Below are 25,760 nucleotides of genomic sequence, written 5' to 3'. Positions count from 1 at the left end.
TTGTCCTCACAGGATCAGCCGGGCCGACGCCGCGCCGATCGAGGCGGGAACACCCAGAATGACCGCAGCATTCATGATCTGCGACAGCGACGTGTGGTCGAGGCGTTCGAAGGTCCAGAGCGTGTAAATGCTGATGGCGATGGCGACGACATAACCGGGCAGGGTAAAGCGGATGAAGGATTGCCACCATTGCTGGCCTTCATCCAGCTGATGTGATCCCTTGAAATGAAGCGCATAGACAAAACCGTGCATGACGGCGATGGACAGCAGGGAGAGCGCAAGAATGTGAAAGGGCGTCACCTTGTAGGCAATCAGGATCATTTCTTCCGTCGGCGCGACATTCAGGCTCAGAAAAAGCGCGCCCACCATCATCATGAACAGCTCGTGCAGATAACCGGTCTCGCCGGAATATTCGTCGTCTTCTTCATCGTCATCGTCGGAGTGCTGGCCAAGCTGGCTGCGGCCAAGAAGAGCGCCAATGCTGGCAGGCACGGATTGCAGCGCAACCTTCGCAACGGCCGTGGACGCGGTAAGCTGGTCGTCCATTATGCCGAACAGAAGGAGCACGGCTGCGCTGACCATTATGCCCAGGCCATAAGCGGTTATCGCATCCCTTAAAGCCTGGCCCCAGGAGTGGATGTTCTCAAAACCGATGCGGCGGGCAAGAAGAAAAAGAAGCGGGAGATTAAGGACGCAGAGCAGCAGAAGCCGCCATGGGTTGATGTAGAGACCCAGAAACCACATTTCCATGGTCATTAGCATCGGCAGGGCAAACAGCAGCGCACCAGCCGTTCCACGCGCAAGGCCGATCAGAAACTTTCTAACCTCGCCGTCTTCCCCGTCTTTACGATCTATTGCTGTCGCCATGCTGCCCCCAGATATACGCCAATAACGCCAGCGCGTTTTTCCGGTTCCGTCGTGTCAGCGCGCAGGATCGATCAACGCGATGCCAAAGTCTTTGCTGTAGCTCCGTCGCAGTTCCGCAGGCGTCTCGCGGATAACCACCTCCAGTGTCGGCCGTACCATACCCTTTAGGAAATGGCCTCCTCTCGTCGAGCCGTCGGCAAAACCCAGCACGACGTGCAGGTGAGGATTGGGCGTATCGTTTTCGTCGAGCACGATGTCGCCGAGCATGCTCAGGACCTCGCTCTGCGCACTTACCGGAATTTCCTTGTATTCTTTGCTGGCGAGATCGAAAAAAGCGAGCGTCGCCGTCGAAAAGGCGCCGATCGCGGTCACTGAGGCGGCATTGATATTTTCTCTTTTGGCAAAGCGCTTGATCGCCTCGAAGGCTTCTTCCTCGGGTTCGATGACGAGGATGAAAGTCCGCTCCGCGCCGCCTGCCAGTAATCTGCTTTTCATGTCTTCCTCCCGAATAAAAATGCCGCCGGCAGGGCCGGCGGCACGAAGGCGTCAAAGGATTGATCAGGCGGCGCGGCGCTCGTGGCGGCCTTCCTCGACCTCCTCAACGATCTTTGCGACGAAGGCATCGAGGTCGTCAGGGCTGCGAGAAGTAATGATGCCTTTGTCCGTTACCACCTTCTCGTCTTTCCAGTTGGCACCGGCGTTCCTGACGTCGGTCTTGATCGACCAGTAGGAGGTGGCGTCGCGTCCGCGCAGGGCGTCTGCTTCGATCAGCAGCCAGGGCGCGTGGCAAATCGCGGCGACCACCTTGCCGGATTTGACGAAGTCGCGCACGACGCGCATCGCGTCTTCATCATGGCGCAGCACGTCAGGATTGATCTGGCCGCCGGGAAGCACCAGCGCATCGAAATCTTCTGTCTTCACGGTCTTTGCCTGGATGTCGACGGCAATACTGTCGCCCCAGTCCTTCTCATCCCAGCTCTTGATTTCGCCTTCCTTGATGGAAGCGATCTTCACGTCCGCACCCTTGGCCTTAAGCTGGTCATAGGGCACGCGCAATTCTGAACGCTCGTAGCCATCGGTTGCGAGGATAAGGATTTTTGCAGAGTTGATGGAAGTCATGTCGATCTCCTTTTGATTTCAGTCTTCCTGGTCGGAATTGATGGATGGCAGGAAAAATTCCACGTCCTTGCGGCGTTCCGCATTGAGCTTTTCAATATTTTCCTGCCAGAACTTTTCTGCCTCGGCAGGCTCGTGCTCCCACTGGCGCACGAAGGTCTTGTTGTCGTCGATCATCACCTGACGAGTGCCGCCGAGACGCAGATATTCCTCGGCGATCTTACGCGTTTCGGTCTTTTCCATGTCGCGGCTCCTTGTGCGTGGAAAGCGAAGCGGAGGGGATACCGGATGGGTAAGAAGCTCGGCTGCCATTTCGTTGGCCATCGGGAGAAAACGGAAAAATCCCGATGTTCTTCAGCGCCATCGCGTCCGTTTGACACGGCGGCCCCTCCTGCCAGAACAACGTGAGCTTTTCGGTATGGTTCCGCATTTTTTCTGTTGAACTCGTGTTGACGGCGACTAGATCGCGCACAATTTTTACTGGAACAAATGCTGAGGTCGTGCTGTTTTACCCCCGATGCAGGGAGGCAGCATGTCAGCCAGAACAAACGACGGTGAAGGCAAGCGTATCAACGAAAACAAGGGCTTCTGGACGATCGACTTCGGCGGCTCGCCGATCGTTGGCACGGCTATTCATGATGGCCACCAGATCCGGCCAGATGTCGCCTATCTTATCGCCCTGTCCGACGAGCAATGTCTGAGAGAGGAAGACCCTTTCACCGGTGAGATGATTGCCGGCCTCACCAACCGCATTGTCGTTCACCATTCGCGGTTCGAGGTCGACCTCAACCGCGCCGCCGACCAGGCAGTGTATCTGAGACCCGAACAGTCCTGGGGCCTTGAGGTCTGGAAAGAGCAGCCCTCCGAGCAGGCAATTTCCCATTCTCTCGACTTCCACGCCGATTATTATGCGATGCTGGAGAGCGTGCTATCGGCTGTCGAAAGGCGGCACGGCGCTTTTGTGGTCCTTGATGTGCACAGCTACAATCATCGTCGGCAGGGGGCTTCTGCACCGCCGACGGCGCAGGCGGAAGCGCCGGACATTAATATCGGCACCTTTTCCATGGACCGTAGCCGCTGGGGGGATGTCGTCAGCATCGTCGGTCGCCATTTTGCATCGGCCACCATCGGTGGGCGCCGCCTCGACGTGCGTGAGAACGTTGCGTTTCAGGGCAAGGGAGAGCAGACCCGCTTCATCCATGAGCGTTTTCCCGAGAATGGCTGTGCCATCGCGATTGAGTTCAAGAAATTCTTCATGGACGAATGGACCGGTGAGCCAGACAGGCGTGTCATTGCTGATATCAGGGACACTGTCGCGTCCCTTCAACCAGTTCTCGAAGACTTCCTGAGGTCGCGGCGATGAACCTCTCATCCGCCCGACATGCGCCGCCGTCCGTGAACGATCTGGTCGATGACGTTACATCATGCCTTGAAGCCGGAAAGGCAATCCGCCGTGATGTGGGGAAGGATGGCCGCCTCCATATCGACCGGCCGCTGCCGTTTCTCTGCCTGCACCTGACCGGCGGCACGAAGAATTTGGCGGCCCGGGATATCGCCGCAGCCCATGCTTCCTACCTCATCGCTTCGAACATTCAGGAAGCCGCGCCGCTGATAAAGGCGGTCGGTGCTGTAATGCAGGCGCGTTTCGGCGCCTTTATCGTTCTCGATATTGGCGAACTGGAACACGACATTCTCCTTGCGGACGATTCACCTTTTCTGCCGCACTACGAGGTCTCAATCTCTGCGACGACGGAGCTGGAAACGCAAAAGGCGCGCAGGGTGTTCATCAAGGCGGTCTGCGATGCGGAGGTCCGGTTTCGCACGCCCCGCATCACACGCCCCGAGCCTGAGGCGGATCCAATACTCAGATTCCAGAATGCCAATCTGGAGTTCCCATGCATCAGCGTGCGCTTTGCGCCGATCTATCGCCAACCGGAATCCGGTGCGGATTATCCCGGCCTTCGCGAAACAATGATCGCCGATCTCTTCGATGCGGGTCTCCAGGCATTCTCGGCTTTTTCCTCCGGCATGGACGCGCTGAAAGTCACCACGCACCGGGCGCTGGGCCGCAAGGCATTTGTCGATGCGGTGAAACGTGCTGACCGATCGATCGACGATATCGTCTCCTCTTTCGACTTCCTTCTTTCCGTCACGCCGATCAATGCCCGGCGCGCCTTCGAGGAATTCCGCGACGGCGGCTTTCAGTATGCGCCGCGCCTGCTTTATCGCCCGCTCGGCGTCGATGTGGAGGAACAGAAACGTAAACTTTATTCTGTGGTCTTCGATCACCTCGAAGACCCGGTGCTTTACCATCTCTATCGCGAAAAGCAGCAGGAGATCGACCTGCAACTGACGATGCTCGCAAACCTGCACCGGCGAACCTTCACCGATTTCTCCCGCGCGCTTTATGGCGCTGTCGAGCCGGAGCTTCTGACGCTTGCGCTTCGTGTTCTCGATGAATGCCCGCGCGCAGAGGAGAGCGGCGCGATCGCGATGGTGGACTGTTACGCTGTCGCTGGCAAATCGCGTGAGATGATCGAGACCTATCTGGCGGAAGAACCGGAATTCAAGGCGCGTGTCGAAATTCGTGACGACCTACCGCCCGGCTTGATGGTGACGGGGGAGAAGCTTTTGATTTCCCGGCACACCGTCATGGAACAGCGCCGCGTCGAGGCTCTGTTGTCGCACGAGATTGGGGTGCACCTACTTACATATTTCAACGGCTCGTTTCAGGGCCTGCGCCTCTTCCGCACGGGGCTATCGGGTTACGAGGGCGTGCAGGAGGGATTGGCAGTTCTGGCAGAGCATCTGGCCGGCGGGATGACGCGCGAGCGCCTGCGGCTGATCGCCGGCCGCGTTGTCGGCTGCGCGGCGATGCTGGATGGCGCAAGCTTCGTCGACACCTTTCGCATCATGACGCGCGAGCACGGTTTCGACGAGGCCGGCGCCTTCAATATGGTGCTGCGCATCTATCGAGGCGGCGGTCTTTCGAAGGATGCAATCTATCTGCGGGGTCTTTCTGAAGTGATGGAGCATTTGCGCCGGGGCGGCGCGCTCGATCCATTCTGGATGGGCAAGATCGCGGCCCAGCATTTTCCAATCATGCAGGAGCTTGCGCTGCGTGGCCTGTTAAGGCCCCCGGGCGTGCGGCCAGCATTTCTGTTACCCGCAAAGGCGAATGAACGCCTGGAAAAGATCCGTGCGGGATTATCCATTGCCGAACTGGCGACATTATAGGAGGGGCTCCATGCGTATCGCATTTTTCGTCAACTCTATCGAAACCGAAGGTCCGACCTTCGCAACCGGTCTGCTGGCCATGGCGGCGCTCAATCGCGGCCACGAGGTGGTCTATCTGACGCCCGGCGATTTTACCCTGCGCTCTGACGACACGCTGGCCGTCCATGCGACGATCATGCCTAAGGGAAAATACAAGAAACCCGAAGCCTTTCATACCGCCCTGCAGGATAAGTCGCTCGAGCGGATGACCATGGATGTGGAGGAAATCGATGCGCTGATGTTGCGCAACGATCCCTCGCTCGACCAGACGACCAGACCCTGGGCGGTTCACGCCGGCATTCTGTTCGGCAGGCTTGCCGAGCAGCGCGGCGTCGTCGTGCTTAATGATCCGGAAGGTTTGGCGCTTGCGCAGAACAAGCTTTATTTCCAGAGCTTCCCCGAGATCGTGCGGCCGACGACGCTTATCTCCCGGAATGTCGAGGAAATCCGCGCATTCGCCGACGCCCATCCCAAGGGTGTCATCGTCAAGCCGCTTCAGGGGTCCGGAGGCAAGAACGTCTTCAAGATCGGGTCCAGTAAGGAAGCCAATCTCAACCAGATTTTCGAGGCGGTCAGCCTCGAAGGTTATCTCATCGCGCAGGCCTATCTCCCTGCGGCGAAGGAAGGCGACGTCCGCTTTTTCATGATGAACGGCAGGCCGCTGATGCGCGATGGCCAATATGCCGCGCTTCGCCGCGTTCCGGCCAAGGGCGACCTGCGTTCCAATATTCACGCCAACGGCACCGCCGAAGCGGTGAAGGTGACGGACGACATCGTCGAGCTTGCCGAAATGATGCGGCCAAAGCTCGTCGAAGACGGGATGTTTTTGGTGGGTCTCGATATCGTCGGTGACAAGATACTCGAAGTGAACGTCTTTTCGCCCGGCGGCCTATCCAACATCCTGGAGCTTACCAATGTGGACTTCAGCGATACGATCATAGAGGCCGTCGAGACCAAGGTGTCGATGCAGGCGGCATCGGGCGGCACGCTATCGAACCGCCTGCTCGCGACCCTTTGATTATTCCTGCAGCGGGCCGTTCATCTCGAGATACCAGGCGACGAGGGCCTTGATGCCCTCTTCGACCGGAGTGTGCGGCACAAAACCGGTCAAAGCCCGGAGAAGATCAGGCGACGCGAAGGTTCGCGGAACATCACCCTGCTGCATCGGAAGCATGTTGCGGATCGCCGGTTTTCCCACCGCCTTTTCGACCGTTTCGACGAAATGCATCAGTTCCACCGGTTGGCCGCCGCCGATATTAACGACTCGGAACGGCGCGTGGCGGGAAAGTGTATCAATGACGCCGTCCTCGGTGACCCGGTTTTCCTCGGAAGGGATAATCTGGCTTAGCCGCACAATGCCTTCGACGAGATCATCGATATAGGTGAAGTCACGGCTCATATTACCCTGGCCATAAATGTCGATCGGCCGACCGTTGGAAACGGCGTCAACAAACTTGATCGGCGCCATGTCCGGGCGTCCCCATGGTCCGTAGACGGTGAAGAAGCGGAAGGCAGTCGTCGGAAGCTTGTGAAGATGGGCATAGGAATGCGCCATCAGCTCCATCGATTTTTTGGTGGCCGCATAAAGCGTCATCGGCTCATCGGCTTTGTCGCTTTCCGCAAACGGGATTTTCTCGTTGGCGCCGTAGATGGAGGAGGTCGATGCCAGCATCAGGTGCTTCACCTCCAGGCTTCTCGCAAGCTCCAGCATGTTGAAGGAGCCGATGAGATTTGAATCGACGTATGCGCGCGGGTTTTCGAGGCTGTAGCGGACGCCGGCCTGCGCGGCGAGATGGATGATGATTTCCGGCTCTGCGGCCTCTGCGGCACGCTTCAAGGCATCCACATCTTCCAGCATGCCGATTTCGGCCCGAAAGCCGTTAGAGCGGGAAAGGATGGCGTGGCGTTTTTCCTTGAGACTGACATCGTAATATTTCGTCATTCCGTCGAAGCCGGTGACGAAATGCCCGGCATCCAACAGCCGTTTCGCGACGTAAAAGCCAATGAAACCGGCAGTGCCTGTAACCAGATAACGCATGATGATCATATCCTGAATTGTTTGGCGCGTTTGCGATCTGACCGAAACGCTGAAAATCTATTAATGAAATTGTAAAACTGGAACCTTCATGCGCCCTGGTCGAGGCTGATTTCGTGCGGACGACCAACGGCGGCATAGGTGAAGCCATGGGCGGCAACCTCATCCGTGCGGTAGATATTGCGCAGATCCACCAGAACTGGGCTCTTCATGATGGCCTTGAGACGCGGTAGATCGAGCGCGCGGAACTGGTTCCATTCCGTCACGATAACCACGGCGTCGGCGTCCTGCGCCGCTTCGTAAGGGCCAGTTGCATAATCGATGTCTTCGATGAGCTGCCGGGCATTCGTCATGCCTTCCGGATCGTAACCCACAATTTTCGCTCCGCCATCCTGCAGGGTCTGGATGATGGCAATGGCCGGGCTGTCGCGCATGTCGTCCGTATTCGGCTTGAAGGTGAGGCCGAGAACAGCGATCTTCTTGCCGCGCACATCGCCACCCACGGCATTGATGACCTTGCGGCCCATGGCGCGCTTGCGGTTGTCGTTGATGGCAATGGTGGTTTCGATCAGTCGCACCGGTGCGTCATAATCCTGCGCGGTCTTGGCAAGCGCCAGCGTATCCTTGGGAAAGCATGAGCCGCCATAGCCCGGCCCGGCATGCAGGAATTTCGACCCGATACGGCCGTCCAGGCCGATGCCGCGCGAGACGTCCTGTACGTTGGCACCGACTTTTTCGCACAGATCAGCCATCTCGTTGATGAAGGTGATTTTCATCGCCAGGAAAGCATTGGCGGCATATTTGATCAGTTCGGACGCTCTTCTGGTGGTGAAAAGGAGCGGCGACTGGTTGAGGTAAAGCGGTCGATACACCTCGGTCATGACCGGGCGGGCGCGCTCGTCCGAAAGGCCGACGACGATGCGGTCCGGCCGCTTGAAATCCTCGATGGCGGCACCTTCGCGCAGAAACTCCGGATTGGAGACCACGGCAAAATCGGCAGATGGATTTTCCTCGCGGATGATGCGTTCCACCTCGTCGCCAGTGCCGACGGGCACGGTCGATTTTGTGACGATGACGGTAAAGCCGTCGAGCGCATGGGCGATCTCCTTTGCCGCCGCATAGACATAGCCCAGATCGGCGTGTCCATCGCCGCGCCGCGACGGCGTGCCGACCGCTATGAAGACGACATCGGCATTGGCCACGGCTGCCGAAAGATCTGTTGTGAAGCTCAACCGGCCCGCTTTGGTATTGTTGGCGACGATGGTTTCGAGACCCGGCTCGAAGATCGGTATATGGCCGCTTTTCAACGCCTCGATTTTCTCCGGCATCTTGTCGACGCAAACCACGTCATGCCCGAAATCTGCAAAGCATGCGCCGGACACAAGACCGACATAACCCGAACCAATCATTACAATTCGCATTCGTTTTCCTTTCGGTTAGCAGGGCGATGGTAACGCATCGGCAGCCGATGGGGAAACTGGCGGATGAAAAAAACCGTCGCAATGGTTAGCCGCCGTCGTGTCAGGCACCAGCCCCTTTATCATCACCGGCTAACCGCTTTCCGTGACGGTGATGTGATGCCCCGCGGGACAAATTTGCCGCACCTCGCAGCCATTTGCATCGATGTTGGAGGATGACCCAATTTTGCCGGTTTTGCGGCTTGCACTCATAGGTAGCCGGGTCTAGCCATAGGGTGAGGATCAAATCTGCCAGACTGTCTGTCCCTACAGGGGCGTCGGGTCGCGTGTCACGCGACCGGGATACGCTTTGCGTTGCGGTCGATGTTCGGGGAAGTCGGATGCAAAAGGGTTTTCTGCTCGGTCTGTTCGCCTATGCGACTTTCTCCATGGGCGATGCCACCATCAAGTCGCTGGGATCTCAGATCAGCGTTTTTGAAATCGGTTTCTTCAGCATCCTGTTTTCCGGCATCTTCATCTTCTTCAGCAAGCCGCGGGAAGAGAGGTGGCGCGAATTCTGGCGCATGAGTCGTCCTTTCGCCGTGCATGGCCGCGCGATTTCCGGCCTTTTCGCTGGTATTTTCGGCATCTATGCCTTCACCACCATTCCGCTGGCGGAAGCCTATGCGCTGATCTTCCTGTCACCGCTCTTCGTGACCGTGCTGTCAGCTTTTGTGTTGAAGGAGAATATAGGCCCTTGGCGCTGGGCGGCGGTACTCGCCGGCATCATCGGTGTCATCCTTGTGGTGCGGCCGGGGTTCAAGACGCTGGAGCTCGGGCACATCGCCGCCATCGGTGTCGCCTTCCTTGCTGCCATGACCATTGTGCTCTTGCGTTCGCTCGCGGGAAAGGAAAAGCGCACCTCGATCATGGGTGTGCTGTTGATCTATGGTTTGACCTTCAATGGAATTGCCGCGATCCCCGATTTCGTCATGCCCAATTTGCACCAGTTGCTCGCATTCGCTTTCATCGGGCTTTGCACGGCAACGGGTCAGATCACCCTCTTGGTCGCAACCCGTATCGCACCGGCAAGCCAGATCGCGCCGTCGCATTATTCGCAAATCCTTTGGGCCGTAGCGATTGGCATGACCTTCTTCCATGAATATCCTGATGCCATCGCCGTGCTCGGGCTCGCCGTCATCGCCGCATCGGGGTTGCTGACGATGATCCGCGAAAAGGTGAGGCTGGGCACGGTGCGCTGGAACCCGTTTTTCCGCAATCGCCTTTGAAATCATTCGTGGTTTGAAACAGTGCGTCAACCGAAGCGTGGCTTGTGAAAGGATGACGACCCGTTCCATATGGCGTTCATCGATAGATGAACGGGGAGCCGCAAATGCTCGTGGATGGAAAATGGACCGCCGAATGGCATCCGGTGCAGGCGACCGACACGAAAGGCGGCTTCGTTCGCCAGACCTCCGGTTTCCGCAACTGGGTAACTCCAGATGGTTCTGCCGGACCAACGGGTGAGGGCGGTTTTGCGGCGGAAGCTGGCCGTTATCATTTTTACGTCGCGCTGATCTGCCCTTGGGCGTCGCGGACGCTGATCGGGCGAAAGCTGAAGAAGCTGGAAGATGTCATTTCGGTCTCGGTGGTGGAGCCGGCACTCTCGGACGAAGGCTGGAAATTCGGTGACTATCCGGGTTCGGACCGCGATATGCTCAACGGCTTCATCTATATGCATGAGGTCTATACCAGTGCGGACCCACACTACACCGGTCGCGCCACAGTGCCGGTTCTGTGGGACAAGAAGACGAGAACCATCGTCAACAACGAGTCTGCCGATATCCTGCGGATGCTGAATGACGGCTTTGGCAATCTTGCCGATAATGGCGTTGATCTCTATCCCGAAGCGCTGCGCAACGAGATCGATGCGCTTAACGACCACATCTATCCGCGCCTTAACAACGGCGTTTACCGAACCGGTTTCGCCACCACACAAGGGGCTTATGAAGAGGCCTTTGCAGATGTGTTCTCGACGCTCCAGGAGCTGGAAAATCGCCTTCTTTCAGGTGGACCTTTTCTTTTCGGCCATCAGCTCACCGAGACGGATGTCAGGCTTTTTGTGACGCTGGTGCGTTTCGATGCTGCCTATTACGGCCTGTTTAAATGCAATCTTCGCCGTATCGCAGATTATCCCGCATTGCAGGCCTATATGATGCGCGTGCTGGACATTCCAGGCGTGCGCGAAACGGTCAATATCGACCATATCAAGCGCGGCTATTATTCCATCAAAGCACTCAATCCGACCCGTATCGTTCCTGTTGGTCCTGATCTTCCGGGGCTGGACGACGTCGCCTCGGGCTGGGCAGGCTGACGAAGCAGCGCTCAGACGGGTCTGCCGACCTGGTCGAGCAGCCACGCCTGGAAGCTGCGGGCAAGCGCATTGTCCTGCCGTCCTTCCGGCAGGGCGACATAATAGCTCTTGTCGGTCTGCAGGGGGATGTCAAAAACGATTTCGAGGCGGCCGGACGCCAGTTCCGCCTCGATCAGATACCGTGGCAGAAGGGCGAAGCCGATGCCGCTCGCTGCGGCCTCGATGATCATCGAAAACTGATCGAAACGGCTGCCCTGATAGGCATTGTCTGCCGTCACTCCGTTCATTTCCAGCCACTCCGTCCAGAGCTTCGGGCGGGTGGTCACATGAAGCAGCGGCTGTGCGGCCAGATCCTGGACATGGGTCACGCCGGCGCGGCGAAGCAGGGAAGGGCTCGCCACAGGAACGATGACCTCATTGCACAGGAAGGTGCAGGTGCCGTGCGCCCAGACCGGCTGGCCATAATGGATGGCGAGATCGAAACCCTCCTCATCGAAATCGAAGGGGTGCGATCGTGAACCGATGGTGATCGTCATGTCAGGATTGGCATCGATGAAGCGATAGAGGCGCGGCATCAGCCAGCGGCTTCCAAACGTCGGTAGTGTCGCGACGGAAAGCGATGCGTGGGAGGTACCGGCAGAAACCGCACGCACCATCAACTGTTCGGATTGCTGCAACAGGCGTCGCACGTCCGGCAGAAATTTCCGGCCCGCCTCTGAGAGGACAACCCGTCTGCGGATACGCTCAAAAAGCTGCATGCCCGTCTGCGCTTCCAGCTCGCCGATCTGCCGGCTCACCGCACTTTGCGTGAGATTGAGTTCTTCGGCCGCGCGCGTAAAATTGCCGTGCCGTGCCGCGCATTCGAACGCTTGCAGGGTGACGATATCAGGAACCAGTCTTCTGCGCGGGTCCATTCCATTCTCGCATCAACTTACCCGCGTTTGTCATTGGAAACGGGTTGTTACGGTCATATATGATTACGGGAAAGAATGGAACGACGTTTCCCGGCAATGCCGGCGCAGTTTCAGAAAACGAATGAAAAATTCGGGGAAAGAAGAGCGACGGGAGTTGAAGGCGCCGTGTCAAGCGGCCTTTCCTCCCTTTCAACCAAAAGGACGATGGACATGGATGCGATGACGAAGCTTGACGTGAAACAGGAAGCGGCGGCCCTTCTCGACAGGATGGGCGTTGACCGCGATCTCTATATCGGCGGCGACATGGCGTCCTTCAGCCCCGTCACGGGTGAGCAGATTGCGCGCCTCAAGACCGTGTCGGTCGAAGGTGTCGCCGCTGTGATCGAAAAGGGCGATGCGGCTTTCCGGACCTGGCGCAACGTGCCGGCGCCCCGCCGCGGCGAATTGATCCGCCTGTTGGGCGAAGAGCTGCGCGCCTTCAAGACCGATCTTGGCCGTCTCGTTTCGCTGGAAGCGGGCAAGATCCCGTCCGAAGGTCTCGGTGAAGTGCAGGAAATGATCGATATCTGCGATTTCGCCGTCGGTCTGTCCCGCCAGCTTTATGGTCTCACCATCGCCACCGAACGGCCCGGCCACCGGATGATGGAAACCTGGCATCCGCTGGGTGTCGTCGGCGTCATCTCGGCCTTCAACTTCCCCGTTGCCGTCTGGTCGTGGAATGCCGCACTTGCCCTCGTCTGTGGTAACTCGGTTGTCTGGAAGCCTTCGGAGAAGACCCCGCTCACGGCTCTTGCCGTTCAGGGCATTTTCGAGCGCGCCGCGGCCCGCTTTGGCGATGCGCCGGAAGGCCTGTCCCAGCTGCTGATCGGTGACCGCGCTGTTGGCGAGGCGCTGGTTGATCATCCAAAGGTACCGCTCGTCTCGGCCACCGGCTCCACCCGCATGGGCCGTGATGTCGGGCCGCGCCTGGCAAAGCGCTTCGCCCGCGCCATTCTGGAACTCGGCGGCAACAATGCCGGCATCGTCTGCCCGTCTGCCGATCTCGACATGGCGCTGCGCGCCATCGCCTTTGGCGCCATGGGCACGGCCGGTCAGCGCTGCACCACGCTTCGCCGCCTTTTCGTGCATGACAGCGTCTATGATGAGCTCGTGCCGCGTCTGAAGAAAGCCTATGCCTCCGTCTCCGTCGGCAATCCGCTGGAAAGTTCCGCACTCGTCGGTCCGCTGGTCGACAAGGCGGCCTTTGACGGCATGCAGAAGGCGCTCGAGGCCGCCCGGGCGGCCGGTGGCGCGGTACACGGCGGCGACCGCGTGGATACGGGTGCGGCAGATGCCTATTACGTAAAACCAGCACTGGTTGAAATGCCCAAGCAGGTTGGCCCCGTTCTGGAAGAGACGTTCGCCCCGATCCTCTACGTCATGAAGTACAGCGATCTCGACCAGGCGATCGACGCGCATAATGCTGTCGCCGCCGGTCTTTCCTCATCCATCTTCACTCGCGACATTCAGGAGTCCGAGCGGTTCCTGTCGTCGGAAGGCTCGGATTGCGGCATCGCCAACGTCAATATCGGTACCTCGGGTGCTGAAATCGGCGGCGCATTCGGCGGTGAGAAGGAAACCGGGGGTGGACGTGAATCCGGTTCTGATTCCTGGAAGGCCTATATGCGCCGCGCGACCAACACCATCAACTACTCCAAGGCGTTGCCTCTGGCGCAGGGCGTTTCCTTCGATATCGAATAGGCTCGGACCATTGCGATTGATCTCTATGCCGGCGCCCCTCGCGCCGGCATTTTGTTGAGGCGAAAAGAATGTCGCCGCGATTATTTGCGGGAAGGCCCAATGGCGGCGGAATTTTATTCCCGCCATATCAGTTATATTGAATTATTGTCTCTCTATCGTTTTTGTTGGAAATCCTAGCATTGCTCCATATCGCAGACCGGCCAGTGGGGCTGGTGATAGGAGATGAAATGCCAGCCATTACCCGACGCGCCCTTTCCGCCGGTCTCATCGCGGCAGCCGCATTTTCAACGCTCGCGTTCTCCGCCCAAGGTGGGGAAGAACTGAAAATCGGTTACCAGAAAACCGGCCTGCCAGTTATCGCAAGGCAGCAGGGCGTCATCGAAAAGGCGCTTGAGGCAAAGGGCGTCAAGGTCTCCTGGATCGAATTTACGGCCGGCCCGCCGCTGGTCGAGGCACTGAATGTCGGCTCGATCAATGTCGGCTGGACGGGAGACGCACCCCCGATTTTCGGACAGGCGGCAGGTTCGGCCATTGTTTACGTCGCGGCGCTTCCTTCGAACGGCAAGGGCGAGGCGGTCTTTACCAAGACTGAAAGCGGCATCAAGTCAGTGGCTGATCTCAAGGGCAAGAAGATTGGGGTCGGCAAAGGCACCAGTGCTCACAATCTTCTGGTAGCGGCTTTGGAAAAGAACGGCCTGAAATTCAGCGATATCGAGGTGACCTATCTTAGCCCCGCCGATGCTGCCGCCGCTTTTGCCAGCGACAAGATCGATGCCTGGGCAGTGTGGGATCCTTTCTACGCGATCGCCGAAACCCGCTACAAGCCTGTCACTCTTGCGCGGACGAGCGACATTCTTGATGTCAAAACCTATTTCCTCGCCAACCGGGACTATGCCAAATCGCATGGCGACACCATCAACACGACGATCGATGCGCTCGGAGAGGCCGCGACGTGGTCCGCCGCCAATCGCGACAAGGTTGCTTCGGCGCTGCATGAGGTGACGGGTGTTCCGCTCGAGGCGCAAACGCTTGCCGCCAACCGCTCGGAGTTTGGCATTACCAAGATCGATGACAAGATCATCGCCAGCCAGCAGGAAACCGCCGATCGCTTTTATCGTCTCGGCCTTATCCCGAAACAGATCAGCATCAAGGATGCTGTCTGGTCGGGCGCGACGAACTGAGCCGGAGGATATGCCGTGAGCAGCAGTAAGCGCATCGAGTTTGGCGGTATCATCGGTTGGCTGCTTCCCGCACTCATCCTCGTAGGGTGGGAGGCGGCAGCAAGGGCGGGGGTGATTTCGGCTAACGTCCTGCCAGCACCTTCCGCCGTCGCGGAAGCATTCTGGCGTCTGCTCCTATCCGGCGAGCTTGTTGCCAATATCGGGGTAAGTTCTGCCCGGGCACTCGCAGGCTTCGCCATCGGGGGCTCCATCGGTTTCATTTTCGGGCTGGCCAATGGTCTCTCCAGATTTTCCCGAAGCTTCACCGATACGACGCTGCAGATGATCCGCAACATCCCGCATCTGGCGCTCATTCCGCTCGTTATCCTATGGTTCGGCATCGATGAGGAAGCCAAGCTCTTTCTGGTCGCACTCGGCGTGTTTTTCCCGATCTACATCAACACGCTGCTCGGCATTCAGGGCGTCGATCCGCAACTAGTGGAGATGGGCCGTACCTATGGAATGACGCCCTTTACGCTGTTTCGAAGGGTCATCCTGCCGGGCGCGCTGCCATCCATCTTTACCGGATTGCGGTATGCCCTTGGCATCATGTGGCTGACGCTGATCGTCGCGGAAACAATCTCCTCATCGTCCGGTTTGGGTTACATGGCGATGCAGGCGCGTGAATTCCTGCTGATCGATGTCGTGGTTCTGTCGATCCTCATCTATGCACTCCTCGGCAAGCTCGCCGACAGTTTCGCCCGCTTCCTGGAAAGCGTCTTCCTGCAATGGCATCCAGCCTTCAAGAAAGCCTGAGGTAACCCATGTCGAACGGTAATGTGACGACGCTGAGACGCCCCGACGCTACGCAATCCCTTCCATCCGGAACCGAAGCGCGGATTGTGGAACGCGCCAAACCGGACGAAAGCAAGGTTGCCTTCAGTTTTCGAAACGTCACGAAGAGTTTTGGCGATAAACCCGTTCTGCGCGGCATCGATCTCGATGTACGGGAAGGCGAGTTTCTGGCCATCATCGGCAAGAGCGGCTGCGGCAAAAGCACGCTTTTGCGCTTTCTGGCGGGCCTCGACACGCCGACGACAGGAACCGTGTCGAAGGATGCGTCCAGCCGAACCCGCATGATGTTTCAGGAGCCGCGCTTGCTGCCTTGGGAGAGGATCGCAAGCAATGTTTCCGTTGGGTTGACTGGCATCGCCAAAGGCGAAGCGGTGCAGGAGCAGGCGCTTGCCATTCTTGAGGAGGTCGGCCTGAAGGACCGGGCGGGGGAATGGCCCTATGTGCTCTCCGGCGGTCAGAAGCAGCGCGTTGCGCTGGCGCGCGCGCTTGTCGCCCATCCGCAGATACTGGCGCTGGATGAGCCGCTCGGTGCGCTCGATGCGCTCACCCGTATCGAAATGCAGCTCCTGCTGGAACGCATCTGGCGCAAGCAGAAATTCACAGCCGTCCTCGTCACTCACGATGTCTCGGAGGCTGTTGCGCTCGCAGACCGCATTGTTGTCATCGATGAAGGGCGCATCGCGCTCGACCTCGATGTAAAATTGCCGCGCCCACGTCGCCACGGCACCGCCGAGTTTGCCAAATTGGAAGAGCAGGTCCTGGACCAGCTTTTTGGCCGTGGCGAGAGCAACGGATGAGGTTGACCGGCAGGGCCTGAGCCCCGCCGGTTTCGTGTTTAGCCGATGCTCATCAGGCTGGCGTTGCCGCCAGCCGCCGTGGTGTTGACGCTGACGGAAACCTCTTCGACGAGCCAATCCAGCGTGTAAGGCTGGCTGTCACCCTCGAGCGCCTCCGTGGTTGCGGCCTGAACCAGAACCAACGGTCCCGGAAGGGCGGCGATCTTCCTGTTCACGTCTACCACCCGCTCCGCATCCCCTTCGACAAGCGCCCCTGCGAAGGGACCGGCCTTCGACCATTCATCCGCCCAGACAATCCGTGATGTGACAGTTGCCGGAAGGCCGTAGGTGGATTTTTCCAATCCCGATACATTGTCGATGACAGCGGTGTTGCCGGTTGCGAGCGCCGCGGCGAGCTGGCGGTAAAGCCCCTGTTCGGTTGCCGGCACTAGCAGGATTTTTCCGCGCGGATGAAGCGCGTAGACGTTGCGCTCGCCAACGGGTCCGGCAAGCTCCGTGTCAAAGCCCAGGCCGGAATGCGCTGCAGCCTGGCGTGTGGCCTCGGCCGCAACGGTCTCGCCGTTTTCATCCAGCCAGCGGGCGAGTTCGACCGCAGCCTGATCTTGCTGGCTGGCGATGCGGTCGATCTTCGGTGCTTTCTCCGTCATGCGGCCAAGATAGAGCGGGCCGCCGGCCTTGGGGCCGGTCCCGGAAAGGCCGCGGCCGCCAAAGGGCTGCACGCCGACCACCGCGCCGATGATGTTGCGGTTCACGTACATATTGCCGGCCGCCACGCGGGAAAGCACATGCTGGATCGTATCATCGAGACGTGTGTGCAGTCCAAAAGTCAATCCGTAACCGGTAGCGTTGATGTCATCGATCAGCCGGTCGAGATTGTCGCGCTTGAAGCGGATGACATGCAGCACCGGCCCGAAGACCTCGCGCTTCAGGTCAGCAAGCGATTTCATCTCGATGATGGTCGGCGGCACGAAGGTGCCCTTGCCGGTTTCGCCGGCAAGCGTGATCTGCTCGATCCTGTGGCCAAGCGCGCGCATACCTTCGATATGCTTTTCAATGATGCCCTTAGCCTCAGCGGTGATGACGGGGCCGACGTCGACCGAGAGCCGGTCCGTGCGGCCGATGCGCAATTCGTGCAATGCGCCTTTCAGCATGGTCAGCGTGCGGTCCGCCACGTCTTCCTGTAGGCACAGAATGCGCAATGCCGAGCAGCGCTGGCCGGCGCTGTCGAAGGCGGAGGCAATGACGTCGGCGACGACCTGTTCGGCAAGAGCCGAGGAATCGACGATCATGGCGTTCTGGCCGCCGGTCTCGGCAATCAATGGCACCGGCTGGCCATTGGCCAGAACCCGGCCGGCAAGCTGGCCTTGAATCAGCCGCGCCACTTCCGTGGAACCGGTGAACATGACGCCCGCCGTCAGCGGCGATCGGACAAGTGCTGCCCCCGTCTTGCCGTCGCCCGGCAGAAGCTGCACGGCGTCTTGCGGAACCCCTGCCTCATGCAGGAGGCGTACGCCCTGCGCGGCGATCAGCGGCGTTTCTTCAGCGGGCTTTGCGAGAACCGGATTGCCGGCAACCAGCGCCGCCGTCACCTGACCGATGAAGATGGCGAGCGGGAAGTTCCACGGGCTGATGCAGACGACCGGGCCAAGCGGCGCTTCGCCGGCCTTGAGGTTTTTACGGGCTTCCCCGGCATAGTACCGCAGGAAGTCGATCGCCTCACGCACCTCGGCAATGGCGTTCGGCATGGATTTGCCGGCTTCGCGCATGATGAGGCCGAGCAGTGCAGGCATTTCGGCCTGCATGGCGTCTGCTGCGCGTTCCAGGCAGGCGGCGCGTTCGTTGACCGGGGTTGAGGGCCAGCCAGAGGCCGCGGCCCGCTGCATGGCCTCTTCGACGTCGGCTTGCGTCGGTTCGGTGACATAGCCGACGATATCATTATGGTCACCAGGGTTGCGAACCGGGCGGGTTTCGCCGTTCGCCTGTGGGGCGGCGGCCTTCCACTCCTTTGTTGCGCCCGCCTTCAGCGTTTCATTGAGGGCGGAAAGCGTCGTTTCGCTGGAGAGGTCAAGGCCCGAAGAATTTTTCCGTTCCGGGCCGAACAGGCCGTCAGGGGCTGCAATACGATCGTGGCGTGCGCCGGGAACGGCATAGGACTTGACGACCGCGACCGGGTCTTCCAGCAGGGAATCCACCGGCACGGCAGGATCGGCAATGCGGTTGACGAAGGACGAATTCGCACCGTTTTCCAACAGGCGGCGGACAAGATAGGCCAGCAGCGTCTCATGGGTACCGACGGGGGCATAGAACCGGCAGGGCCGGTCGAGCTTCTTTTTGCCGACGACTTCGCTGTAAAGCGGTTCGCCCATGCCGTGCAGGCATTGGAACTCGTAGTCGCCGGGTTTGAAGTCAGGGCCGGCGAGATGGTAGATCGTCGCCATGGACTGCGCGTTATGGGTCGCAAACTGCGGGAAGATGACGTCGCGCGCGGCGAGCAGCTTGCGGGCGCAGGCGATGTAGGAGACATCGGTGTGCACTTTTCGGGTAAAGACCGGGAAGTCCTCCAGACCCTCCACCTGCGCGCGCTTGATTTCCGCGTCCCAATAGGCGCCCTTGACGAGACGCACCATGATACGGCGGCCCGAACGGCGGGCAAGATCGATGATGTAATCCAGAACGAAGGGGCAGCGACGACCATAGGCCTGCACGACGAAACCGAGGCCATCCCAGCCTGCGAGGTCCTTGTCGAGCGCCAGTTCTTCCAGAAGGTCGAGTGAAAGCTCAAGCCTGTCGGCTTCTTCCGCATCAATGTTGAGGCCGATGTCATATTTTTTGCTGAGCAGCATCAGCGATTTCACGCGGGGCAAAAGTTCCGCCATCACGCGTTCGGCCTGCGAGCGGGCGTATCGCGGGTGAAGCGCCGAAAGCTTGATGGAAATGCCTGGCCCGCCGTAGATACCGCGACCGGCAGAGGCCTTGCCGATGGCGTGAATGGCGTTTTCATAATCCTTATAATAGCGCTCGGCATCCCTGGCGGTGGTCGCCGCCTCGCCCAGCATGTCATAGGAATATTGAAAGCCCTGCTCCTCCAGCGGCTTCGACCGCTTGATCGCTTCGCCGATGGTCTCGCCGGTCACGAACTGTTCGCCCATCATGCGCATGGCCATGTCGACGCCGCGGCGGATAACGGGTTCGCCGGCCCGGGCAATCAGCTTCGTCAGAGCGGCCGACAGCCCGCTGTCGTTGACGGTCGAGGTGAGCTTTCCGGTAATGACAAGGCCCCAGGTGGCTGCATTGACGAAGAGCGAGCGCCCTCCGCCGATATGGGACTTCCAGTCACCGCGGGCGATCTTGTCGCGGATCAGTGCATCGCGGGTAGCGGTGTCTGGAATGCGGAGCAGTGCCTCGGCAAGGCACATCAGCGCCACACCTTCATGGCTTGACAGCGAATACTCCTGCACCAGCCCCTCGACGCCCGTGCCCTTCGTTTTGGCGCGCAGGGCTTCGATGAGTTTGCGGGCGGTGGCGCGAATGGCTTTCGCCTCATCAGCCGTTACCGTCGCTGCCTCGATCAACGGCGCCATGCATTCTTCTTCGGCACGGCGATATGCCGCCGTGATCGCCTTGCGCAGGGGGCTCTGCTCGCGCACTGCCGGCGCGAAATTCCGGAAGATACCATTCGCCACTACACCGGCGTTGCTTGCACCATCGGCCATTCTTAAAATCCTGATAACGCTGTTGAAGGCAGATCGTCGGCGGCAGCGTTTCCTCCGCCCGCCGCCTGTCATCCTGGGTCACACAATATCACCGCCGCAAAAATTGCTATGGCCTTATTTTCAGGATAGAACAGGCAATATGAACTTTTATCAATCGAGATTGGCGTAGAATAGGATGGCAAATACTCAAAAAACAGACGGTCTGGATCATTTCGATCTCAAGATTCTCGAGGCGCTCAGCGAAGATGGCCGCATGTCCGTACTGCAACTCTCGAAAAGAGTCGGTCTTTCAAAGACCCCGTGCCAGACGCGGCTGAAGCGACTGGTGGATGAAGGGTACATTCTCGGCTTCCGCGCCATGCTCAATCCGCAGAAACTGGGCGTCGATCACATCGCCTTTGCTGAGGTGAAACTGTCTGACACGCGGGAAAAAGCGCTGGAAGAGTTCAACAGCGCGGTGCGCAAGATCAAGGAGGTCGAAGAGTGCCATATGATTGCAGGAGCCTTCGACTATCTTCTGAAGGTCCGCACCAGCGATATCCGCAAATACCGACGGGTTCTCGGCGAGAAAATATCAAGCCTTCCGTCCGTCGCAAACACATCGACCTTCGTGGTGATGCAGTCGGTAAAGGAAACCGGCATATAGCGCCCAACGAAAAACGGGCGGACGTCCGCGCCTGCCCGTTCAATAGGTTAGATGTCGTTCGCTCACCGCGCCGTAGCCGCGGCGGTCACTGCCGTCATTTGCGCGTCAGGACCGAACTCATTCTCGTTTTCGATGCCGAGAAGTTCCTGGAGGCGCAATCGGGCGCGACTCACACGGCTCTTGATCGTCCCGACAGGGCAGCCGCAGATCTCTGCCGCTTCCTCGTATGCGAAGCCCGAGGCGCCGATCAGCAGAATGGCCTCGCGCTGATCATCGGGCAGTTTCGCAAGCGCAGAGCGGAAGTCCTGAAGATCGACTGATCCATGCTGTTCGGGCGGTACGGACATGCGGGCGGTATAGACCCCATCGGTGTCCTGTACTTCTCGACCCGACTTGCGGATCTGGCTGTAGAATTCGTTGCGCAGGATTGTCACCAGCCATGCCCGCATATTGGTGCCCGGCTGATAGCTGTCCTGTTTCGCCCACGCCTTCATGATCGTGTCCTGCACAAGGTCGTCAGCACGATCTCTGGAGCGAATAAGGGAAATTGCGAAGGCGCGAAGATTTGGCAGTGCCGCCAGCATTTCCCGTTTGAAATTGTATTCTGTCTTCTCCGGCTCTTTCGCCATCATTCCCCCGAAGCCTTCACGTTGGCTTTGCTTTCGGCTTCATCGAGTTTTTCGAGAAGATCGAGGAACTTGTCAGGGATGCCCTCGTCCTGGACGGCATCGTAAAGCTCCCTGAGCTTACGGGAAATCACCGCCCGCCCGGAGTGCGGAACCTGGGGGGCGGCCGGATTATCCGGCTGGTCTTGGTCCGATTGAAAAATGCTCATAACGTCCGGTATTCCTTTTGTGTCAGGCTAAGAATGCGCGACCAAAAAAATAGTTCCGGGGCTCTGGAACTTTTTTTGGGGCATGTGCGTTATTATCTCAGGTTTGCGCTGCAAGCCGCATGAAAGGGGAGAATTCCATGTCAGTTTCTACACGCATCGCACCGCACCTGCCATATCTTCGCAGGTTCGCGCGTGCCGTTTGCGGCTCACAATCGACCGGCGATGCCTATGTTGCGGCGACGCTTGAGGCGCTCATTGCCGACATCAGCATCTTTCCGCAGACAAGCAACGATCGCGTTTCGCTTTATCAATTGTTCGTGTCGATCTTTAGTTCCGTCACCATCAACATTAAGGCCGATGAAAATCTGTCAGGATGGGAAAAACGCGCCTCGGCGAACCTCTCTGCCGTGCCGCCGCTCGCCCGTCAGGCCTTTCTTTTGACCACCGTCGAAGAATTCACGCCATCTGAAGCTGCGGAAGTCCTGAAGGTGTCGGAAGACCAGATTGGCAAGCTGATCGACGAGGCGGCCTCAGAAATCGCCCGCCAGGTCGCGACCGACATCATGATCATCGAGGATGAGCCTCTGATCGCCATGGATATCGAGCAGATGGTTACCGATCTTGGCCATCGCGTCACCGGCATCGCCCGTACCCACACGGAAGCACTTGATCTTTTCCATCGCACACAGCCGAAGATGATCCTGGCGGACATTCAGCTCGCCGATGGCAGTTCCGGTCTGGATGCCATGAAGGACATTTTGCAGATGACCACCCTCCCGGTGATCTTCATTACGGCATTCCCCGAACGTCTTCTGACAGGCGAGCGGCCGGAGCCGACCTTCCTCGTCACGAAGCCGTTCAATCCGGACATGGTAAAAGCGCTTATCAGCCAAGCTCTGTTCTTCAATGAAAGCTCACGCGTCGCGGCGTGAAAGTTGCCGAAACCGCGGATTAACCGGGAACCAGTCTGGTGCCCGGACGTTGGCGGTTACGGTCGTGGGACTGCGCCACGACTTTCTGCAAGGAGATGAATTTGCATCGGCTGGCATGGCATAACGCGGATAGGGACGAAAGCGAACTTCACGATTCGCTCGTCCTTGCCTTGCTCGATTCGGGCGAGACGGTCATGTTGCAGGACTGGAACCGCGATTACATTTTCGTGGCCAACCTGCCTGACATCTGGAAAATTCCGGCCGATTCACGTCCTACCGATGAAAATCTTTTCGGTACTGATCTCTCCGTACGTCTCGGCGAGCTGAAAAAGGATATGAAGACGGCAGGCAGCCGTGGCATGCTGGAAGTGAATGCCGGTCATGACCGCGTCTTTCAGTTTCAGATCCACTCCACGCTTAACCAAGCGAACCAGATGGTGATGAAAACCACCATCCGCGAGGTGACGGCGGAAAGGCGTCGTGAGCAGCTTTTACGATCGCTGCTTCGGGAGGTCAGCCATCGCTCCAAGAACCTGCTGGCGATCATTCAGAGCCTCGCCGGGCAGACGGCCCGTTTCAGTCTCACCAAGGATGATTTCCTTCGCAAGTTCCGGGGCAGGCTGCATGCACTCGCCCAAAGCCAGGATCTCATCACGGATTCCGATTGGAGGGGCGCGCGTATATTCGAGCTGCTTCGTCAGCAGTTCGACCTTTACGTCCCCGAATACCCCAACCTGATCCACATGGAGGGTGAAAACCTCCTGCTCAACCCGAACGGTGCACTTTACATCGGGCTCGCCTTCCATGAGCTCGTTGTCAACACCGTCAGCCACGGCGGTAATCTTGCCTTCCATCCGCCCATTATGCTTCAATGTCGCCAGGAAGACGAGTTTTACATCGTTGAATGGAACGAGCCAATGACGCCCTCGAAAGACCCGTCCGAGGCACGGCGCGGCAGCTTCGGAAGCGTTGTGCTGGAAAAGGTGGTGCCGTCTGCCCTCGGCGGAACCGCTGAGTATCATCTTACACCCGAGCGGATCGTCTACCGGCTCAAATTTCCCTCACGCGACATGGACGGCTGAAACCTGGAGCTTGGCAGCGGGAAACAGCCTGCTCCAAGTTTGCCAAAATAAAAAATAGCACGGCTCTTGAAAGAGCCGTGCTATTATTAGGACAGGTTTTCAGGGGCGAAACCTGTTTATTTCGGGCCAAGCTTCAGGCGGGGACGGGGGAATTGCTTGGCCTGCAGTAACAACACGCCTGAACGAAATAGGTTCCACGAAAATTCATTTTCTTGACAAGACGCAGAACCTGGAATTTTAGGGTTTACGCATCGTCTTAAGGCGCGTCTGTCTGTTCTGTTCGTTTCGGCGTGAAATAGCGCATCGGGGCCTCCAGTGACCATTCGAACCCCGTCGCCCGATATGTCGTTATCACTTGGCCGCCGAACGCGCCTTCTGCATGCCTCTTTATGACTGTTGTGCCAAAACCTTTCCGGCTCGGTTCGCTGGCCGCGGGGCCGCCTGTTTCCGTCCAAGCCAGATGAATCATCTGCCGCCCGTCCGTATCATGCAGCCGCCATCGGATCGTAATAGTCCCGGACGGGACCGAGAGCGCGCCGTATTTGATGGAGTTCGTCGTCAGCTCGTGGACAACCAGACCGAAATTCTGGGCGGCCTCGGGGGAGAGCATGAAATCATCACCCTCAAGCGTGACCCGTTGCGCTACCGAGCCGAAAACTTCGAGGTGTGTCTCGATAAGCTTGTGAATGGGCAGGCCCTGCCATTGAACCTCCGCCAGTGCCCTTATCGACATTCCGAGGCCGCGCAGACGGTGGTCCACTTCTTTCTGAAATTCGGGAATGCTTTTATTTTCCCGCCCCAGTTGCCGTATCATTGCCTGAACAAGCGTCAGGATATTCTTGGAACGATGAACCAGCTCGTGCAGCAGCAATTGCAGGCGCTCTTCCGATTGGCTTCTGTCGAAGGATGCGTTGGAAAGCGCATAGGCGACCTGATTGGCTTCCTTGATCTTCGTATCGACGGGCGCGACAATCTCGCCTTCGCCGATCCGTTCCGCCATGCGTGTCAGGTCGCGGATAGAGCGGCGCAGCTGCCGCCCCACGAGATAAGCACCGCCGATCGCGATCAGCACCAGCACAAGGCTGCCGATCATCATCTGCCGCCAGGTGTCGATGAGCGCGGCCTGACTGGCGGCCATTGGGCCCCACATCACCGTCCTCCATTGCCATCCGGGCAACTGGGCATAGGCGTAAAGATTGCCTTTACCGTCAAGAAGGTTGCCGCTGAACGCCTGCATTTCGGTAAGCAGGTCCGCGTTGAAAAAAGGCTTGCCGACCTCCGCCTGGTCCTGCGACGTGGAGGCGACGACGCGGTTGTTTCCATCGATAATCGCGACCGCCCAGTTTCGTGGCAGGTTCTCCGTGGAGATCAGCCGGCTGAGATCGCTCGCATTCTGTGTCAGGATCAGCGCGTCCCCCGCCGCATGCAGTTCTTCATCAAGCGGGAGGGTGACATTGAAAACCCACTCTTTGCTGATGTTGCCGAAAAAAATGTCAGATACGGTGATGCGACGGGCGTCGGCTGCCTTGGCGAGATTTGCCCCCTCAGGCACCCTGCTGAGAGGCTGACCGTAGGCAACTCGGGTGTTGAGCCGCTGCTGCCCATCCTTTGTTGCCAGAATGGCATAAAGCCCGTCTTTGGTCAGACTGTCAGCGACCCGTCCCTGGAATGCCGCTAGATTTCCGCTTTCCAGTTCAGGAAACTGTGAAAGAAGATTGAGCGAGGTGGCGATTTCCTGGAGGCGGCGATCGATGTTGCGGGAAACGGTGCGCACATCCTCGATCGTTTCCCTTTGCAGGTCATCGCGTTTCTCTGCTTCCAGCCTCATCGTGAGGTAACCGACGAAAAGGATCAGCGGCAGCGTCGTTACGGTTGCCATGACCACCAGATAGGTGCCGATCGAGGCTGTGGGGAAAAAATTCGCGCCGCGCCGACGCAAAGCCGAGACTATGTTCATCAGTCTGTTGCCGGGTCGAGGCATGTGAAAACTCCGGCATTTATCCCTTTGTTACACATGGATA

General features: G+C 58.6%; 23 protein-coding genes. 12 read left to right on the top strand and 11 right to left on the bottom strand.

Annotated elements, in window-relative coordinates; genetic code table 11:
* Positions 1 to 6 precede the first annotated feature (6 nt).
* The 4 genes from FS804_RS19030 to FS804_RS19015 all read right to left on the bottom strand — a co-directional run bounded on the left by FS804_RS19030 (position 7) and on the right by FS804_RS19015 (position 2,226).
* Entirely contained in the window at positions 7 to 867 is an 861-nt protein-coding gene (locus tag FS804_RS19030) for a TIGR02587 family membrane protein (protein WP_144578492.1), read from the bottom strand.
* A gap of 54 nt (positions 868 to 921) precedes the next feature.
* Positions 922 to 1,362 carry a PPC domain-containing DNA-binding protein gene (locus tag FS804_RS19025; RefSeq protein WP_144578491.1) on the bottom strand — a complete coding sequence of 147 codons (441 nt, stop codon included), beginning with the start codon at positions 1,360 to 1,362 and terminating at the stop codon, positions 922 to 924.
* Positions 1,363 to 1,425: 63 nt separating this feature from the next.
* The gene (locus FS804_RS19020; RefSeq protein WP_063947215.1) at positions 1,426 to 1,986 is read right to left on the bottom strand and encodes a type 1 glutamine amidotransferase domain-containing protein; all 561 of its coding nucleotides are present in this window, start codon (positions 1,984 to 1,986) and stop codon (positions 1,426 to 1,428) included.
* 18 nt (positions 1,987 to 2,004) lie between these two features.
* Entirely contained in the window at positions 2,005 to 2,226 is a 222-nt protein-coding gene (locus FS804_RS19015) for a hypothetical protein (RefSeq protein ID WP_144578490.1), read from the bottom strand.
* A gap of 289 nt (positions 2,227 to 2,515) precedes the next feature.
* On the opposite strand from FS804_RS19015, the gene FS804_RS19005 reads away from it, so the two are divergent.
* Genes FS804_RS19005 through FS804_RS18995 form a run of 3 tightly spaced genes read left to right on the top strand, consistent with a single transcriptional unit; the run spans position 2,516 to position 6,277 of the window.
* A complete protein-coding gene (locus FS804_RS19005) occupies positions 2,516 to 3,346 on the top strand; it encodes an N-formylglutamate amidohydrolase (RefSeq protein WP_144578489.1) in 831 nt (276 codons plus the stop codon).
* The gene (locus tag FS804_RS19000) at positions 3,343 to 5,220 is read left to right on the top strand and encodes a flavohemoglobin expression-modulating QEGLA motif protein (RefSeq protein ID WP_144578488.1); all 1,878 of its coding nucleotides are present in this window, start codon (positions 3,343 to 3,345) and stop codon (positions 5,218 to 5,220) included. Before FS804_RS19005 ends, FS804_RS19000 begins: the two co-directional genes overlap by 4 nt.
* 10 nt (positions 5,221 to 5,230) lie before the next feature.
* A complete protein-coding gene (locus tag FS804_RS18995) occupies positions 5,231 to 6,277 on the top strand; it encodes a glutathione synthase (RefSeq protein WP_144578487.1) in 1,047 nt (348 codons plus the stop codon).
* On the opposite strand, the gene FS804_RS18990 is transcribed toward FS804_RS18995, so the two are convergent.
* Complete coding sequence (locus FS804_RS18990; RefSeq protein ID WP_144578486.1) at positions 6,278 to 7,297, bottom strand: NAD-dependent epimerase; 1,020 nt, start codon at positions 7,295 to 7,297, stop codon at positions 6,278 to 6,280. It lies immediately after the preceding gene.
* 86 nt (positions 7,298 to 7,383) lie between these two features.
* The gene (locus FS804_RS18985) at positions 7,384 to 8,715 is read right to left on the bottom strand and encodes a UDP-glucose/GDP-mannose dehydrogenase family protein (protein WP_144578485.1); all 1,332 of its coding nucleotides are present in this window, start codon (positions 8,713 to 8,715) and stop codon (positions 7,384 to 7,386) included.
* A 377-nt stretch (positions 8,716 to 9,092) separates the two neighbouring features.
* On the opposite strand from FS804_RS18985, the gene FS804_RS18980 reads away from it, so the two are divergent.
* Positions 9,093 to 9,980 carry a DMT family transporter gene (locus FS804_RS18980; protein WP_144578484.1) on the top strand — a complete coding sequence of 296 codons (888 nt, stop codon included), beginning with the start codon at positions 9,093 to 9,095 and terminating at the stop codon, positions 9,978 to 9,980.
* Positions 9,981 to 10,084: 104 nt separating this feature from the next.
* Complete coding sequence (locus FS804_RS18975) at positions 10,085 to 11,065, top strand: glutathione S-transferase family protein (RefSeq protein ID WP_144578483.1); 981 nt, start codon at positions 10,085 to 10,087, stop codon at positions 11,063 to 11,065.
* An 11-nt stretch (positions 11,066 to 11,076) separates the two neighbouring features.
* Here FS804_RS18975 and FS804_RS18970 read toward each other — a convergent pair whose 3' ends face one another.
* On the bottom strand, positions 11,077 to 11,979 hold the full coding sequence (locus tag FS804_RS18970) for a LysR family transcriptional regulator (protein WP_144578482.1): 903 nt from the start codon (positions 11,977 to 11,979) through the stop codon (positions 11,077 to 11,079).
* 210 nt (positions 11,980 to 12,189) lie between these two features.
* Between FS804_RS18970 and FS804_RS18960 the strand changes: the two genes are divergently transcribed.
* From FS804_RS18960 to FS804_RS18945, 4 genes are all read left to right on the top strand, one after another.
* On the top strand, positions 12,190 to 13,719 hold the full coding sequence (locus tag FS804_RS18960) for an aldehyde dehydrogenase family protein (RefSeq protein ID WP_186376907.1): 1,530 nt from the start codon (positions 12,190 to 12,192) through the stop codon (positions 13,717 to 13,719).
* A 227-nt stretch (positions 13,720 to 13,946) separates the two neighbouring features.
* Positions 13,947 to 14,900 (top strand): aliphatic sulfonate ABC transporter substrate-binding protein, encoded by a 954-nt coding sequence (locus FS804_RS18955; protein ID WP_144578479.1) that lies wholly within the window; start codon positions 13,947 to 13,949, stop codon positions 14,898 to 14,900.
* 15 nt (positions 14,901 to 14,915) lie between these two features.
* On the top strand, positions 14,916 to 15,695 hold the full coding sequence (locus FS804_RS18950) for an ABC transporter permease subunit (RefSeq protein ID WP_063947224.1): 780 nt from the start codon (positions 14,916 to 14,918) through the stop codon (positions 15,693 to 15,695).
* Positions 15,696 to 15,703: 8 nt separating this feature from the next.
* A complete protein-coding gene (locus tag FS804_RS18945) occupies positions 15,704 to 16,531 on the top strand; it encodes an ATP-binding cassette domain-containing protein (protein ID WP_144578478.1) in 828 nt (275 codons plus the stop codon).
* A gap of 38 nt (positions 16,532 to 16,569) precedes the next feature.
* Here the strand turns inward: FS804_RS18945 and putA are convergent, their stop codons facing one another.
* Entirely contained in the window at positions 16,570 to 20,244 is a 3,675-nt protein-coding gene (putA, locus tag FS804_RS18940; RefSeq protein ID WP_144578477.1) for a trifunctional transcriptional regulator/proline dehydrogenase/L-glutamate gamma-semialdehyde dehydrogenase, read from the bottom strand.
* Positions 20,245 to 20,419: 175 nt separating this feature from the next.
* Between putA and FS804_RS18930 the strand changes: the two genes are divergently transcribed.
* Entirely contained in the window at positions 20,420 to 20,890 is a 471-nt protein-coding gene (locus FS804_RS18930) for an Lrp/AsnC family transcriptional regulator (protein WP_063947227.1), read from the top strand.
* Between the two features lie 62 nt (positions 20,891 to 20,952).
* Here the strand turns inward: FS804_RS18930 and FS804_RS18925 are convergent, their stop codons facing one another.
* Together FS804_RS18925 and FS804_RS18920 are read right to left on the bottom strand one after the other, a co-directional pair.
* Positions 20,953 to 21,519, bottom strand: coding sequence for a sigma-70 family RNA polymerase sigma factor (locus FS804_RS18925; RefSeq protein WP_063947259.1), 567 nt, complete (start codon positions 21,517 to 21,519; stop codon positions 20,953 to 20,955).
* The gene (locus FS804_RS18920; protein ID WP_063947228.1) at positions 21,519 to 21,725 is read right to left on the bottom strand and encodes a NepR family anti-sigma factor; all 207 of its coding nucleotides are present in this window, start codon (positions 21,723 to 21,725) and stop codon (positions 21,519 to 21,521) included. The genes FS804_RS18925 and FS804_RS18920 overlap by 1 nt, the downstream gene beginning before the upstream one ends.
* 137 nt (positions 21,726 to 21,862) lie before the next feature.
* Between FS804_RS18920 and FS804_RS18915 the strand changes: the two genes are divergently transcribed.
* Both FS804_RS18915 and FS804_RS18910 read left to right on the top strand, forming a co-directional pair.
* Positions 21,863 to 22,657: a response regulator gene (locus FS804_RS18915; RefSeq protein WP_063947229.1), complete on the top strand. Its 795-nt coding sequence runs from the start codon at positions 21,863 to 21,865 to the stop codon at positions 22,655 to 22,657.
* A gap of 95 nt (positions 22,658 to 22,752) precedes the next feature.
* Entirely contained in the window at positions 22,753 to 23,739 is a 987-nt protein-coding gene (locus FS804_RS18910) for a sensor histidine kinase (RefSeq protein ID WP_063947230.1), read from the top strand.
* A gap of 256 nt (positions 23,740 to 23,995) precedes the next feature.
* On the opposite strand, the gene FS804_RS18905 is transcribed toward FS804_RS18910, so the two are convergent.
* On the bottom strand, positions 23,996 to 25,720 hold the full coding sequence (locus tag FS804_RS18905; protein WP_144578476.1) for a sensor histidine kinase: 1,725 nt from the start codon (positions 25,718 to 25,720) through the stop codon (positions 23,996 to 23,998).
* Between the last annotated feature and the right edge of the window lie 40 nt (positions 25,721 to 25,760).

Origin of the sequence: Agrobacterium sp. DE0009, assembly GCF_007680755.1 — a bacterium.
GTDB lineage: Bacteria > Pseudomonadota > Alphaproteobacteria > Rhizobiales > Rhizobiaceae > Agrobacterium > Agrobacterium tumefaciens_B.
The sequence above is the reverse complement of the archived record's forward strand: the minus strand, read 5'-3'. Positions and strand labels throughout refer to the sequence as shown.